At 53.8% G+C, this 14,076-nt stretch carries 18 protein-coding genes; 16 read left to right on the forward strand and 2 right to left on the reverse strand.

The features are described from left to right. Nucleotides 1-14 precede the first annotated feature (14 nt). A complete protein-coding gene (locus AC3WJN_RS10530) occupies nucleotides 15-1,589 on the forward strand; it encodes a GMC family oxidoreductase (RefSeq protein WP_026558267.1) in 1,575 nt (524 codons plus the stop codon). A gap of 95 nt (nucleotides 1,590-1,684) precedes the next feature. Then, complete coding sequence (locus AC3WJN_RS10535; RefSeq protein ID WP_005836907.1) at nucleotides 1,685-2,020, forward strand: ArsR/SmtB family transcription factor; 336 nt, start codon at nucleotides 1,685-1,687, stop codon at nucleotides 2,018-2,020. A 21-nt stretch (nucleotides 2,021-2,041) separates the two neighbouring features. On the opposite strand, the gene AC3WJN_RS10540 is transcribed toward AC3WJN_RS10535, so the two are convergent. Then, nucleotides 2,042-2,293 (reverse strand): glutaredoxin family protein, encoded by a 252-nt coding sequence (locus tag AC3WJN_RS10540; protein WP_007776929.1) that lies wholly within the window; start codon nucleotides 2,291-2,293, stop codon nucleotides 2,042-2,044. Nucleotides 2,294-2,510: 217 nt separating this feature from the next. Between AC3WJN_RS10540 and AC3WJN_RS10545 the strand changes: the two genes are divergently transcribed. The 14 genes from AC3WJN_RS10545 to AC3WJN_RS10610 all read left to right on the forward strand — a co-directional run bounded on the left by AC3WJN_RS10545 (nucleotide 2,511) and on the right by AC3WJN_RS10610 (nucleotide 13,886). Next, nucleotides 2,511-2,678, forward strand: coding sequence for a gamma-type small acid-soluble spore protein (locus AC3WJN_RS10545; protein WP_005830192.1), 168 nt, complete (start codon nucleotides 2,511-2,513; stop codon nucleotides 2,676-2,678). Between the two features lie 125 nt (nucleotides 2,679-2,803). Next, nucleotides 2,804-3,190, forward strand: coding sequence for a holo-ACP synthase (gene acpS / locus AC3WJN_RS10550; RefSeq protein WP_007776935.1), 387 nt, complete (start codon nucleotides 2,804-2,806; stop codon nucleotides 3,188-3,190). A 243-nt stretch (nucleotides 3,191-3,433) separates the two neighbouring features. Then, complete coding sequence (locus tag AC3WJN_RS10555) at nucleotides 3,434-4,471, forward strand: outer membrane lipoprotein-sorting protein (protein ID WP_005830195.1); 1,038 nt, start codon at nucleotides 3,434-3,436, stop codon at nucleotides 4,469-4,471. A 206-nt stretch (nucleotides 4,472-4,677) separates the two neighbouring features. After that, nucleotides 4,678-5,502 carry a hypothetical protein gene (locus AC3WJN_RS10560; RefSeq protein ID WP_007776938.1) on the forward strand — a complete coding sequence of 275 codons (825 nt, stop codon included), beginning with the start codon at nucleotides 4,678-4,680 and terminating at the stop codon, nucleotides 5,500-5,502. 280 nt (nucleotides 5,503-5,782) lie between these two features. Then, complete coding sequence (locus AC3WJN_RS10565) at nucleotides 5,783-6,223, forward strand: hypothetical protein (protein WP_005830198.1); 441 nt, start codon at nucleotides 5,783-5,785, stop codon at nucleotides 6,221-6,223. Between the two features lie 2 nt (nucleotides 6,224-6,225). Then, nucleotides 6,226-7,428 carry an alanine racemase gene (alr, locus tag AC3WJN_RS10570; protein WP_007776941.1) on the forward strand — a complete coding sequence of 401 codons (1,203 nt, stop codon included), beginning with the start codon at nucleotides 6,226-6,228 and terminating at the stop codon, nucleotides 7,426-7,428. 178 nt (nucleotides 7,429-7,606) lie between these two features. Beyond that, nucleotides 7,607-7,906 (forward strand): CopG family ribbon-helix-helix protein, encoded by a 300-nt coding sequence (locus AC3WJN_RS10575; RefSeq protein WP_025845698.1) that lies wholly within the window; start codon nucleotides 7,607-7,609, stop codon nucleotides 7,904-7,906. A gap of 3 nt (nucleotides 7,907-7,909) precedes the next feature. Beyond that, complete coding sequence (locus tag AC3WJN_RS10580) at nucleotides 7,910-8,260, forward strand: type II toxin-antitoxin system PemK/MazF family toxin (protein ID WP_005830205.1); 351 nt, start codon at nucleotides 7,910-7,912, stop codon at nucleotides 8,258-8,260. A 220-nt stretch (nucleotides 8,261-8,480) separates the two neighbouring features. After that, nucleotides 8,481-8,918 (forward strand): anti-sigma regulatory factor, encoded by a 438-nt coding sequence (locus AC3WJN_RS10585; RefSeq protein WP_026558265.1) that lies wholly within the window; start codon nucleotides 8,481-8,483, stop codon nucleotides 8,916-8,918. Next, nucleotides 8,912-9,913: a PP2C family protein-serine/threonine phosphatase gene (locus AC3WJN_RS10590; RefSeq protein WP_007776949.1), complete on the forward strand. Its 1,002-nt coding sequence runs from the start codon at nucleotides 8,912-8,914 to the stop codon at nucleotides 9,911-9,913. Before AC3WJN_RS10585 ends, AC3WJN_RS10590 begins: the two co-directional genes overlap by 7 nt. A 25-nt stretch (nucleotides 9,914-9,938) precedes the next feature. Beyond that, nucleotides 9,939-10,265 (forward strand): anti-sigma factor antagonist, encoded by a 327-nt coding sequence (locus AC3WJN_RS10595; protein WP_005830210.1) that lies wholly within the window; start codon nucleotides 9,939-9,941, stop codon nucleotides 10,263-10,265. Continuing rightward, entirely contained in the window at nucleotides 10,265-10,759 is a 495-nt protein-coding gene (rsbW, locus tag AC3WJN_RS10600) for an anti-sigma B factor RsbW (protein ID WP_005830211.1), read from the forward strand. The genes AC3WJN_RS10595 and rsbW overlap by 1 nt, the downstream gene beginning before the upstream one ends. Beyond that, nucleotides 10,728-11,525, forward strand: coding sequence for an RNA polymerase sigma factor SigB (gene sigB, locus AC3WJN_RS10605; protein WP_005830213.1), 798 nt, complete (start codon nucleotides 10,728-10,730; stop codon nucleotides 11,523-11,525). Before rsbW ends, sigB begins: the two co-directional genes overlap by 32 nt. Before the next feature lie 198 nt (nucleotides 11,526-11,723). Continuing rightward, complete coding sequence (locus AC3WJN_RS10610; protein ID WP_005830214.1) at nucleotides 11,724-13,886, forward strand: Tex family protein; 2,163 nt, start codon at nucleotides 11,724-11,726, stop codon at nucleotides 13,884-13,886. A 24-nt stretch (nucleotides 13,887-13,910) separates the two neighbouring features. On the opposite strand, the gene cmpA is transcribed toward AC3WJN_RS10610, so the two are convergent. Further along, nucleotides 13,911-14,033, reverse strand: coding sequence for a cortex morphogenetic protein CmpA (gene cmpA / locus AC3WJN_RS10615; RefSeq protein ID WP_005830216.1), 123 nt, complete (start codon nucleotides 14,031-14,033; stop codon nucleotides 13,911-13,913). Nucleotides 14,034-14,076: the final 43 nt, after the last annotated feature.

The following is a 14,076-nucleotide window of genomic DNA, read 5'->3' on the forward strand; positions in this document are numbered from 1 at the left end:
GCGGTACACGGCAGATGGAAAACAGGAAATACGCCGACGGAGCGGATGTATGCATCGTCGGAGCGGGAGCCGCAGGAGGCGTGCTGGCATATGAGCTGGCAAAAGCTGGCTTGCGCGTCGTCGTGCTGGAGGCAGGGCCTTTTTGGGACCCGCAGCGCGACTTTGCCAGCGACGAACTGGAGATGCAGCGTCTGGCCTGGCAGGAGACGAGGCTGGTAGCGGGAAACGATCCTCTGCGCCTCGGGCACAACAACTCCGGCCGGGGAGTCGGCGGAGGAACGGTGCATTTTACCGGGGTGTTTTTGCGGTTTCACGAGAGCGATTTTATGACGAAAACGATAGATGGCGTAGGGGAAGACTGGCCGATCACGTACCGCGATTTGGCCCCGTACTACGACAAGATCGAGCGGGAAATTGCCGTTTCTGGCCCGAGCCATTTTCCTTGGGGCGCTTTTCAGGGACCCTACCCTTACCCGGTCCGCGAGCCGATCAGCGCGAATGCGCAGTTGTTCCGGGAAGGCTGCGACAAGCTCGGGATCGAGAGTGTGGTCGCTCCGCTGGCGATTTTGTCGGCTCCGTTCGACGGACGTCCGCCCTGTATCAACCGCGGCTTTTGCAACCAGGGATGCATGCCCAACGCCAAATACAGCGGCCTGATCCACCATATTCCGAAGGCCATTGCGGAAGGGGCCGAGGTGCTGTCAGACTGTATGGTCACGGAAATTCTCATGGCTGGCGACCGGGTCAGCGGCGTCTTGTTCTCGCACAACGGGCTGATGCATCGGCAAATGGCGCGGGTCGTCATCCTCGCCGGCTTTGTCGTGGAGACGCCCAGGCTGCTGTTCAATTCCGCGACCTCGCGCTTTCCCGACGGGCTGGCCAACTCCAGCGGCTGGGTAGGCAAGGCGATCATGCCGCATTCCAGCCATGACGTCTACGGCCGCCTCCCGGAAGAAGTGCGCCTGTACAAAGGGACGCCAGTGCTTGCCCTGACCCAGCATTTTTACGAGACAGACCGGGAACGCGGCTTTGCCAGAGGGTACACCTTGAGCGCACACGGGGCAAGACCTGTTTCCATGGCGGGGGCAATTGCGACGGAGCGGGAAGACCAGACCTTTTTATGGGGAAAACAACTGCGGGAAACGATGCTCGACTACAACATGTACGGGCGAATCACGCTTGTCGGCGAAGTTTTGCCTCACCCTGACAATGCCGTCACGCTCAGCGGGGAAAAAGACGAGTACGGAATGCCGGTGCCCAAGGTCACTTTCAGCTATCAGGAAAACGATCGCAAACTCTATCAGCATGCGATCGGCCAAATGAACCGGATCATGGAAGCCATGGGCGGCAAGCCGGAGCACGTCGTCTCCGATACCGCGCATTTGATGGGTGGCTGCCGGATGGGGAACGACCCTGCGCAATCGGTTGTGAATGAATTTGGGCAGTCGCACGACATTCCCAATCTTTTCATAGCGGGCGCTTCCACGTTCGTGACATCGGGTGGCAGCAACCCGACAAATACAGTAATGGCGCTGGCTGCGCGCACCGCAGACAAGCTGGTCGAAGCGATGCGGCAACGCGATGTTTAAGAAGTGTTCAAGGAACTTTTACGTTCATATCTTCCCCATCTTATAAGCCATATAGTATACTGGGAAACAGATATGCAAGGCAAAGGTGGGTTCGTATGGAAACGGATTTGATGCAGGTTTTGTTTTTGTCCGAGGTTTATAAGCTGCTTGGTGACAAGACGCGCTTGACGATCATGGCTCTTTTGCAAGTACAATCGTTATGTGTCCGTGATCTCGTGGAGATTCTGCAAACTTCCCAACCCTCTGTTTCCCAGCACTTAGCTAAGCTAAAGACACATGGTTTGGTCAAAGAGCGTCGCAAGGGACCATGGGTATTTTACTCCGTTAATACAGAATGCTCTCCTGCAGTCAAGCAAATCTTGTCACACTTGCCGGATATGTCACCGATTGTCAAACAAAAATCAGCCGAGAGTGAACCTTCCTTCGGCTGATCGGTCGTAGGAAGCGTTGGATCAGTTAAGATCCAACGCTTTTTTTAGTTCTTCCTTGTCGAAGCCGTGAATGACGAATTGCTCCCCGTTTTCCTTTTCGATAAACGTAACAGGGGTCATGCTGGCGCCAAGGTTGATTGCTTCCTGGAAATACGCATCGTTTTTGCGGATATCTCTGTCTTCAAAAGCGACGTTTTGGGATGCCAGCCACATTTTTTCTTCCTGGCAAGGGCCGCACGTAGTTTGGGTATAGACAATAACGGTTTGAGCCATACAGGTGCTCCTCTCAAGTGTAGTCGAACAACATAATTCGCGGTTGCTGACGGATTTCCTGCGCAGCAAAACAGTTATAGGATGCCCCGTCCTGCCCGAAAAGGACGCAGCCGTCCGCGCCGTTCTGTGATGCCTCGATCTGGAAAAATGAGGATGGATACCAGCGAGGGGGGCGGTACAAATTATATTCAGTGACGTCGAGGAGGTGAATGGAACGATGCCTAAACAAAACAAGCAAAACGGTTTGAACAAAGCAAACCAAGCAGCTCAGGCGCAAAACACTGCGACTGAATTCGCGAGCGAAACAAACGTAGCGGAAGTTCGTCGTCAAAACCAGCAATCCGCTCAAAAATCCGGCCAACAAGCAGGTCAAGCTACTGAGTAGTAGCTATGGACAACAACCCTCGCTATATGCGGGGGTTTTTTCGTTTTTTCATCCGCGCTTGCAAAAAGGCCGAGGAGGATGGTACTGTGACAGCAGAATCTACAAGCTGGGAGGGCGAGAGTCCCATGATTATCGGCATTGGCGTGGATATCGTGGAGATTGAGCGGATCGCCGCCTTGATGAAGCGACAGGAAAAGGCGATCGGACGGTTTTTGACCGAAGCAGAAAAGAAGCTGCTGGCTGGCAAAGCGGAATCGAGACAAGCGGAAATGGTGGCGGGCAGGTTTGCGGCGAAGGAAGCCGGAGCGAAAGCGCTCGGGACAGGCATCGGCCATGCGCTCGGCTTTTTGGATATGGAAATTACCCCGAGCGAGACGGGCAAGCCGATGATGCGAGTAGACGGCGACGTTTTGACCAGGCTCGGTTTGGACCCGCAGCGCGTTCGCGTACACGTAAGCATTTCCCACAGTCAGACACACGCCATGGCACAGGTAGTTGTGGAAGAACTGTAAACTTGTCTGCATATTGGGACGAGGATGGACATACATTTATATCGCGTAGATCAGGAGGGACTACCTGCTCTTACACAGGAAGGGTAAGTCTTCAGCCGATCAAGCGATATCGCGTCCTTTTGTACCCAGTACAGCATTTTGACACGATGAGCGCGGCCAGAGGCGAAAGACTGACAGATTTCCCAGGAAATAGACAGGGGTGCCCTTCTTTGTCGAAAAAGTTGACAAGGAGGAGTTCATTGAATGAAGAGGGCAGCTTTACCACTGGTGTTATTGTTGGTCTTTACGTTGCTGCTCGGCGGTTGCTTCGGTCAGAAAACACCGGAAGATGTGGTGAGTGACCTGAACGGGACGCTGGGAAAAATGAGCGGGTACAAGTCTCAGGCAGTTTTGACCATGCAGACGGGCTCTACTCCAATGGAGTACGACGTTCAGGTTTGGTATGAAAAGCCCACCAACTATCGGGTAGCTCTTACTTCCAAACAGCGCGGAATCACGCAGATCATTTTGCGCAACAACGAGGGAGTATTTGTACTGACTCCACATCTGAACAAGAGCTTCCGCTTCCAGAGCGGATGGCCGGAAAACAACGGCCCCCTGTATTTGTACGAGACGCTGGCGAAGAGTATCATCGACGACACGGAGCGTCAGATGAAGATGGAGGAAAAGCAGTACGTGTTTGAGGTGAAAGCCAATTACACCGGCAATCGCTCTCTGACCAAGCAAAAAATTTGGCTGACCGAAGACTTCAAGCCTACCCATGCAGAGATTATGGATTCGAGCATGAAGCCGCTGGTGAAAATCGACTTTACCGAATTTTCGTTCAATCCGACATTTGACAAGGATGCCTTTGACAAAGATCGCAACATGACGACCAGCTCGTTGACGGCGATTCCTACCATGGCAGGGGCGAATGGACAGGTTGCCCAGCAGCCGAACAGCCAGTTTGGCGTCATCGTTCCAACGTATGTGCCGGAAGGAGTCAAACAGGGCGATATCGAGCCTGTCACGCGCGACGGCGTGAGAACGGTCATCCTCAATTACAAGGGAGCTTACAACTACAAGCTGATCGAAGCCCGTCCGACAGAAGCATCCGTCTCGTATGAACAGGGCATGCCGGTCAACCTCGGCTTTACGGTTGGGGTGCTGGCGCAAACGGGTGAAAACACGCGACTTCTGACGTGGGAGCTGGACGGAGTAGAATTTACGATCGCCGGCGATTTGCCTGAAGAAGAGATGGTGAATGTCGCCCAGTCGACATATGGTCTCGGCGGGAAATAAGAAAGAAAATACGGGAGAGGGGACGGGGCGTGACCGTCCTCTTTTTTTGTGCATAGGGGAAGCTTTTGGCTCTTACAAATACTCCTTGACTTTCCCGCAAGTTTTCCATTTTTCTCAAACAGGAATCTAATAAAGCCCCTGTACACTTGGACTTGTACCAGGGAGATGCGGTACATAACTACAGCAGATGAAAGGGTTGAGCAAATATGTTTAGCAAAGCAAAACTGGGTATGCTTTTGGGCACGATGGCAGCGGTTCTGAGTATCGGGAGCTTGGGCAGCGCCTTGGCAGCAGATACAGCGCAAACAGAGGCGCAAGCACAGCAATTGAACAAACCGGCAGAGGTGAAGTTCGCATTCAACAAGCTGGGTCACCCGGGCGGATTCGCGAAAGGAATCTCCTTCAAAGAAAACACTGAGCTGTTGTCCTTGCTGAAGCTGGATGCAGCCAAGCTGGAGGAAGAGCTGAAAGCAGGCAAGACGCTGGCAGCCATAGCGGAAGCGCAAGGCGTGTCTGTGGATGACGTCGTAGCGCTGTTGCTCAAACAGCAGGAGGCCAAGCTGAAAGAAGCGGTCGAAGCAGGCAAGCTGACACAGGAGCAAGCCGATAAGATGAACGAAAACGCGGCAGAGCGCGTAAAAGAAATGGTGCAAAACACGCATCCGGGCAAAGGACCAGGCAAAGGCTTCGGATTTGGATTTGGCTTCGACAAAAACGAAGAACTGCTGTCCTTGCTGAAACTCGACGCCGCCAAACTGCAAGAAGAGCTGAAAGCAGGCAAGACATTGGCAGCCGTAGCGGAAGCGCAAGGTGTATCTGTGGATGATGTGGTAGCCCTGCTGGTAAAAGAACAGGAAGCCAAATTGAAGGAAGCGGTCGAAGCAGGCAAGCTGACGCAGGAGCAAGCGGACAAGCGCAGCGAGGAGCTGGCTTCCATGGTGCAAAAAATGGTGGAAGGCAGCTTTGAGAAAATCGCCATCCGCAAACATGACCTGAAAAAAGAAGAGCAAGGCACAGCGAGCGAGCAATAACAGCGCTGCAAACAAGTCAGGCGGGAGCACATCTCGCCTGGCTTTTTGCGTCTCTGTCGCTGTCTCCGTCTCCCTTCCTCCGCATATGGCAGGCCGGACTGCATGGCGAGATATCTTTCGCCACGCAAAATAACGCTCCGGGATCGCGCGCAGTCGGCCGATTTGCCCCTGTAAGCTCGCGTGTGCAGGAGGAAAAAGGACAAACCCCGAATTGACACGCAGCAGGAAAACACGATACATTCAAGGTAACTTATACCGTAATGAGGTGGCATGCTGTAAGATGAAAAAACCGTCTACCGATGTTTTGTACCAGGAAGAGTCGACCTACGTGGACATGCTGTTGCGAAAAAGCTGGAGTATGCGCATCGCAGAGACTGTCGCCTTCGTTTTGGGCATGATGATTCTCGCCCAGTTTTTTCCGAGCAATGACACGACCTTCAAAGTGCTTGCCTTTGCGATTGCCATTGCGGTCGTCGGCCTGGCACCGTTCCTGTACAAGGCGACCATGCGTCCTGTGTACAAGCTGACGAAGACTCACCTGATTGTCAGCATCTCTGGCAAAGAAACCAGCTACCCGCTGTCAGAAGTGGAGCAAGTTTACGAAGGCCGCCATTTCTACCGTTTGGGAGGCAAAAAAGAATCGCTGATGGTTTCCAGGCAGTTTCTCAGCCATTTGAATGAGCGCTTGTTTTACTATCATAAAGGGAACAAGAGGAGATAGAAATGAAACCGTTTTGTCGTGACACTTGGGTTGAGGTTGATTTGGACGCCATCCGGGCCAATGTCGAGACGTTCCGCGGCCACTTGCCGAAAAGCACGGGCATTATGGCTGTCGTCAAGGCAGACGGCTACGGTCATGGCGCTGTGCATGTCGCCAGAGAGGCGCTGGCAAGCGGTGCCGACTCTTTGGCAGTAGCGATGCTCGATGAAGCGATCATCCTGCGGACAGCGGGCATAGACGCGCCGATACTGGTGCTCGGGTACACCCCGGCTGATTCGGTCGAGCAAGCCAGCAGGCTGAATGTAGAACTGACGGCGTACAGCCCGGAATGGATCGTTTCAGCGAATCAGCGGCTGGAACAGGCTGAGCTTCGCCCTGTCGGTGTGCACGTCAAAACCGACACAGGCATGGGACGCCTGGGCGTTCGGACGACAGATGATTTGCTCGAAGTGGTAGCGGCGCTTGAAAACAGCGCCAAGCTGGAATGGACAGGCATTTTCACGCACTTTGCCTGCGCGGATGAACCGGATACGACCCATGTGCGACGACAACACGAGACGTTTCAATCCTTTTTGCAGGCGCTGCGCGAGCAAGGGAAAAAGTTGCCGAAAGTTCACTGCTGCAATACGGCGGCAGCGATCGCTTTTCCCGATTGGGGGTATGATACGATCCGTTTAGGCATAGGTTTATACGGATTGTATCCTTCTCCGTACATGAAAGAGCGAGCGGACGTCCCTCTTGTCCCTGCTCTTTCCCTGAAAACCAGAATTGCGCATGTAAAGACCGCTGTAGAGCCGTTTACGGTCAGCTATGGCGCTACGTACACAGCAAAGCTTGGCGAGCGGATCGCGACGCTGCCGATCGGATACGCAGACGGGTACTCCCGCCTCTTGTCCAATCGGGGAGAAGTGTTGTACAATGGTTCCCGCTATCCAATTGTCGGGCGAGTCTGCATGGACCAGATCATGGTCAGGCTGGAGCCGGGCGCAGGGCAGGTCGATGAGGAGATCGTTCTGTACGGTAAGCAGGGAGACGAGGAAATCTCGCTGGATGAGGTTGCCGCTTTGCTCGGAACGATCAACTACGAAGTTCCCTGCATGCTGAATTACCGGATTCCGCGCGTCTATGTTCGCAACAAGGAAGTGGCCGAAGTGTTCCATCCATTGGCGATGAAACACGCGCCAGGAAAAAGTGTAAATAACTAGCAAACAAAAACCAGCAGGAATTTTGTATTGGAGCGCGAATATTAGTTAAGCGCAAATGTGGGCTTTTTTGCCTGAAAAGCGTACGGATAGGTATATTTTTGCAATGGTTTCGACATAATGGTATTGTTCATGCTGGCTGTTCTTTCAAGAACTGGCATGGTAGATGGAAGTTACGGTCATGGTTGGAGGTGGATTTGTCTTGTCGAAGTCAAACACGAAACGCATCATGATCAGTTTGCCGCAACACTTGCTACAAGAAGTGGATGGCGTCATTCAAAAGGAGAAATCCAATCGCAGCGAGTTCATTCGCCAGGCGATGCATTTGTATTTGAAGGAGCGTAAAAAACGTACGATCCGCGAGACAATGCAAAAAGGGTATATGGAGATGGCGAAGATTAATCTGAAAATGGCATCGGAGGCTTTTGGCGCTGAAGAAGAGGCTGACCATACTCTTGTCCGCTTAGTTAGCGGGGTGTGACCAGTGATTGTCAAACGTGGCGATGTATTTTTCGCGGACCTGTCACCGGTCGTTGGCTCTGAGCAAGGAGGCGTGCGGCCTGTTTTAGTCATTCAGAACGACATTGGAAATCGATTTAGTCCGACGGTCATCGTCGCCGCCATTACGGCCCAAATTCAGAAGGCAAAACTGCCTACGCATGTGGAAATTGACGCAAAAACATATGGATTTGATCGTGACTCCGTCATTTTGTTGGAACAAATACGAACCATTGACAAACAGAGGCTGACTGATAAGATTACCCATCTTGACGACGAGATGATGGATCGGGTCAATGAGTCTTTGCAAATCAGCTTGGGACTCATTGATTTCTAAAAATGAATCAGGCACTGGAGAGGAAAAGCCACTTGGGTGAAGCAAGTGGTTTTTTTGCTATGGGGGCAGGAATCGCTGTATGTGTAGCGAATGTGTTTGGTGAGAATAGTAGACAAAAAGTGACACGATTTGCTATTACTTCCGAGGTAGAGAAAAAAACTTCGATCGCATTCATTTCATTATTTCTACCTATTAAGTGAGGGCGGAAGGGGTTTTTTGATTGTGGCAGAGCTGTAGTCCTGAGACAATCAAGATAGAACGAGAAGCAGACATAGTGACAGCGAGGCAAGTGGGGCGAAATATGTCGAGACAGCTCGGCTTCGGTACAATCATGCAGTCCCGAATCGCCACTTCCATCTCTGAACTGGCTCGCAACATTTTTTTGTACGCGGGCACTGGGACGATTACCATAGCGCCGATCGAACAAAACGGTGTGATCGGCTTGCAGTTGACAGCAATAGATGCGGGGCCGGGAATCCCGGACATCCGCAAGGCATTGGAAGACGGCTACTCCACTTCCGGTGCGCTAGGAGCAGGGCTGCCTGGGGTCAGGCGGATGATGGATGAATTTGAGATCCACAGCTCTCCTGGCGAGGGCACGCGTGTTGTCGTCGTGAAGTGGAACAGCCCGATAGAGGAGGGGGTAGATAGATGGTAACCCGAAGCCTGGAAGAAGAGTACGTAAAGCTTCTTCGGGATTACCTGAACGGCCCAGGCGAGGATCAGCTATACGTCGCCCAGCAGATGGGCAAATGGCTGCTCGCGCGCAATGTTTCGCCAGAGGAACTGACAGACATGCATGGGCGGGCATTGGAAAAGCTGGGGGAGGTACCGGAGTTCGTGCGTGCCTCCTTTTCTGTCCTGACCGAAGTGATGATTGAATACGGCAATGAACACCGATCCGTACATAGCTGGCGAAGCCGGCATCAACAGATGGAGGCAGAGCTGACCGTGGCGCAGACGATGCAGCAGACGCTTTTGCCGAGCCAACTGCCCGTTTACCCCGGACTGGAAATTGGCCTTGTCAGCATAGCCGCCAAGCAAATGTCGGGGGACTACTACGATTTTATTTGCCAGGATGCAGAGCGGTTTTGCCTGACTGTCGCAGATATTACCGGAAAAGGCATTTCCGCGGCCATGTGCATGTCCATGCTCAAATACGCGATAGACAGCTTGCGGGAAATGCCGCTTGGCCCTGACGAAATGCTTCACCACCTCAACCGGATTGTCGGGCGCAATATCGACCCCAGCATGTTTGTGACCATGCTCTACGGGTCTTACGATACACACGAGCATTGTTTCCGTTACGCAGTGGCGGGGCACGAGCCAGGCTTTTTGTACCGGGCTGCGGAAGGCGCGTTTTACGATTTGGCGGGCCAAGGCTCCGTGCTGGGACTCAGCCCGAACAGTGAATACGAAGTGCAGGAGGTTCGCCTGGAACCGGGAGATGTTCTGATTCTTCTGACGGATGGTGTAACAGAATGCAAAAAAAGCCGATATTATTTGCAAAGGGATGAGCTCGTACTTCAGATGCAAGCCGAAGTGGGCGTCCATGCCCAGAAAATGGCGAACGCCCTGTACAACAGGCTGCTTACGCTCTCCCAATTTGAACTGCTGGATGATTACACCATGATCGTACTTCGCAGAACATGAAGCAATGCAAAGGAGGGAGATGGCGATGGATTTGTTTTTGGAAACAACCAGCCAGGAAACAGAGCATCGAGTGGTCCTCGGGGGCGATATTGACGCGCATACCGGACCAAAAGTGAAGGAGACGCTCATGTCCCTCGCGAATGAGCCAGGCACAAGCCACCTCTTGGTTGATTTGGAAGCCGTCGAGTACATGGACAGCACGGGCATAGGAATTTTCATCGCGGTCATGAAAGCGTGCAAGCAAAAGGAATGCGCGTTTGAGGTTCAAAAGTTGTCTCCACGCGTGGAAAGGCTGTTTCGCATCACGGGCTTGTACGAACATATTGCCATCCGCAAAGGAGAGAGCGAGTAATGGCTCAACAAAAACCTCAAGCTGACGTGATCCGGTTGACGCTGCCCAATCAGACGGAATATTTGGGCGTAGCGCGGCTCACTGTGTCCGGGATCGCGAATCGCATGGGCTTTTCCTATGAGGAGATTGAGGACATCAAGCTGGCGGTAGGGGAAGCGTGCACGAATGCAGTGAAACACGCGTACAAGCAAAAAGAAGAGCTTGGCTTTATCCACATAGAATGTCAGGTTTGCCGGGATCGTCTGTGTATCGAGGTAAGCGATCAAGGCGTAGGGTTTGCGAGTGAACTGATGCCGGAACAACTGACACCGATTTTTGCAGGCAGAGACCTGGAGGATCTGGATGAGGGAGGTCTGGGGCTTTATCTGATCCACACGCTCATGGATGAAGTCGTGATTCGCTCTGAATCGGGAGTGGCGGTCTCCATGACCAAGTATGTTCGGCGGGATGGGGTGGCTGGCGATGACTGGACAAGCTCGGAAACGGAAGTATAGTCCGGAGGAGCTGCGGCAGCTCATTCACCTGTATGGGCAGACGCGAGATGACAGCCTGCAGGAGCAACTGGTGACAGCCTATACTCCTCTGGTAGAGACGTTGGCCAAAAAGTTTGTGCGCGGACAAGTCATGTACGAAGACCTCGTTCAAGTGGGTATGATCGGCTTGCTGGCTTCTTTGCGCCGGTTCGATCCTTCCTTCGACAGAACGTTTGAAAGCTTTGCGATCCCGACCATCGTCGGGGAAATCAAGCGGTATATCCGGGACAAGACGTGGAGCGTGCACGTTCCGCGTCGCGTGAAGGAGCTCAGCCCCAAGATCAAGCGTGTGGTGGACGAGCTTACAGCCAAGCTGCAGCGTTCGCCGCAAATCTCAGACATCGCAAGCTGTCTGGGCGTGACGGAAGAGGCTGTCCTGGAAACGCTGGAGATGGGGCGGAGCTACCATTCCCTGTCGATGGACAGCGAGCTGGAAGCAGACAACGACGGCAACACGATCACACTGCTGGACCTCGTCGGCCAGCAGGAAGCGGGCTACGGACAAGTCGAGCAAAACCTGATGCTCGACCGGGCACTGCACGTTCTGGACAAGCGCGAAAAAGAAATCATACATTTAACCTTTTATCAAAATTTGAGCCAGAAGCAGGCCGGAGACATCATGGGCATGTCCCAGATGCACATTTCCCGTTTGCAGCGCAGGGCGCTGGGCAAGTTGCGGGAGGCTTTGCGGGTAGAACAACTGGAAACGGCAAAGACAGCGACATAGACATAACGGGAAAATGGGAAGAGGGGCGTGTGCGCCTCTTTTTTTTGTACAGATAAGAATTTATAAGATTCTTATCCAGTGTAAGGGCAACTAAGGCTGCGTCAATGGCTTGGCGCAGCCAAGTTTTCTAACGCTTTTCCAGACGTTTCTAGCAAATGTGGTACAATAAACGGCGAAGTACGAGCGCAGGAGGAATGTATGGAGCTTACATTGATGATCCAGACAATCGCCCAGGATACGGGCGTCAAACCTCATCAGGTGGAACGCACGGTTGCCCTTTTGGATGAAGGCAATACGGTTCCCTTCATTGCCCGTTATCGCAAGGAGATGACCGGGCAGTTGGACGAAACGCAAATTCGGGCGATCGAGGAACGCGTGCGTTATTTGCGCAACTTGTCAGTACGAAAAGAAGAAGTCGTCCGGCTCATCGAGGAGCAGGGCAAGCTGACGGAAGAGCTGAAAGCAGCGATTGAGCGGGCGACGAAGCTGCAAGAGGTGGAAGACCTCTACAGGCCGTACCGGCAAAAACGCCGCACGCGCGCGACGATGGCCAAGGAAAAAGGGCTGGAGCCGCTCGCCAACTACTTGCTGAGCTTGCCCAAGACAGGCGATCCCGAACAGGAAGTACAAAAATACGTAGACGCGGAAAAAGGCGTAGACACGATCGCGCAAGCCTTGCAGGGGGCGATGGACATCGTCGCCGAGCACTTTTCCGACGATCCGGATATCCGCCAGTGGGTTCGCCAGCGCACCGTGCAAAAAGGGCTGCTTCTGACCGAGCAAAAGGCGGAAGAAGCAGACGAGAAAAACGTCTATCAAATGTACTACGCATACAGCGAGCCGTTGAAAAAGGTCGTTCCGCACCGCGTGCTCGCCATCAACCGCGGCGAGAGCGAAGGCATCTTGAAGGTGACGGTAGAAGCGCCTGTGGCGGAAATTTTGGCCTGGATGCAGCGGCGGCTCATTCCCCGCGACACCGTCGTGCGCTCTTTGCTGGAACAGACGATTGAAGACGCGTACAAGCGCCTGATCGCCCCGTCGATTGAGCGTGAGGTGCGCGCGGAGCTGACAGAGGTGGCAGAAGAACGGGCCATCCACATTTTTGCGGAAAACTTGCGCAATCTGCTCCTGCAGCCTCCCGTCAAAGGCAAAGTCGTCCTGGGCGTCGACCCGGCATTCCGGACGGGCTGCAAGCTGGCAGTCGTCGATGAGACGGGCAAGCTGCTGGAAGTAGCGGTAGTCTACCCGACCCCTCCGGCAAACAAGGTGGCAGAGGCTTCGGCCAAAGTCCGGCAACTGATCGAAAAGTATGACGTCAGTGTGATCGCGATCGGCAACGGTACAGCTTCCCGGGAGACCGAGCAGTTCATTGCCAACCTTCTGAAAGAGTTGAAGCGCCAGGTGATGTACATCATCGTCAATGAGGCGGGGGCGTCGGTGTATTCGGCTTCCGCGCTGGCCAAGGAAGAGTTTCCGGACCTCGATGTGGCGGAGCGCAGTGCTGCCTCCATCGCGCGGCGTCTGCAAGACCCGCTGGCCGAGTTGGTCAAAATCGACCCGAAATCGGTTGGCGTAGGCCAGTACCAGCACGATGTATCCCAGGCGAAGTTGGCGGACAGCTTGCAATTTGTCGTCGAATCGGCGGTCAACCACGTCGGGGTAGACGTCAACACCGCTTCTCCTTCGCTTTTGCAATACGTTTCCGGCATCAGCAAACAGGTAGCGGGCAACATCGTGAAAAAGCGCGAAGAGATCGGCATGTTCACGTCGCGCGCCCAGTTGAAGGAGGTCCCGCGGCTGGGAGCCAAGACGTATGAGCAGTGTATCGGCTTTTTGCGCATCGTCGGGGGAACCGATCCGTTGGACAAGACCCCGATTCACCCGGAGTCGTACCCGGCTACGCACAAGCTGCTGGCGATGATCGAGATTGCGCCGCAGGAGATCGGCAGCGAGCGTTGCAAGGAGCGCCTGCAGTCGCTGAATATCGAGCAGACGGCAGAGCGGCTCGGAATCGGCGTGCCGACGCTGACAGACATCGTGGAAAGCCTCCTGCGTCCCGGACGCGACCCGCGCGACGAGCTGCCGAAACCGCTTTTGCGCAGCGATGTGCTACAGCTCTCTGACCTTGGCGTCGGAATGAAGCTGCAAGGCACCGTCCGCAACGTGGTCGACTTCGGCGCGTTTGTAGATATCGGTTTGAAAAATGACGGCCTCGTCCACATTTCTCGCCTGAAAAAAGGCTTCGTCAAGCATCCGCTCGACGTCGTCACCGTGGGAGATATCGTCGACGTGTGGGTCGTAGAGATCGACGAAAAACGCCAGCGCGTGGGGCTGACCATGATCGCTCCTGGCGAGGCGTAAGACACATAAAAAGGCGGCCTCCTGCTACTCGGGACGGCCGCCATGTTTTTCCCAATATAAGAACCAGCAACTGTTCAGCAAACGAATTTGTCGAACGTCCTTCCCGCTGAAGGCACGCTGCAACTGCTTACGCATCCACTGGGGCATGTAGGTACCTCCTGGAATTATTCGCCTATTGGCAATGTATGCA

It is taken from the genome of Brevibacillus sp. FW306-2-1A-C05A, from assembly GCF_058781555.1.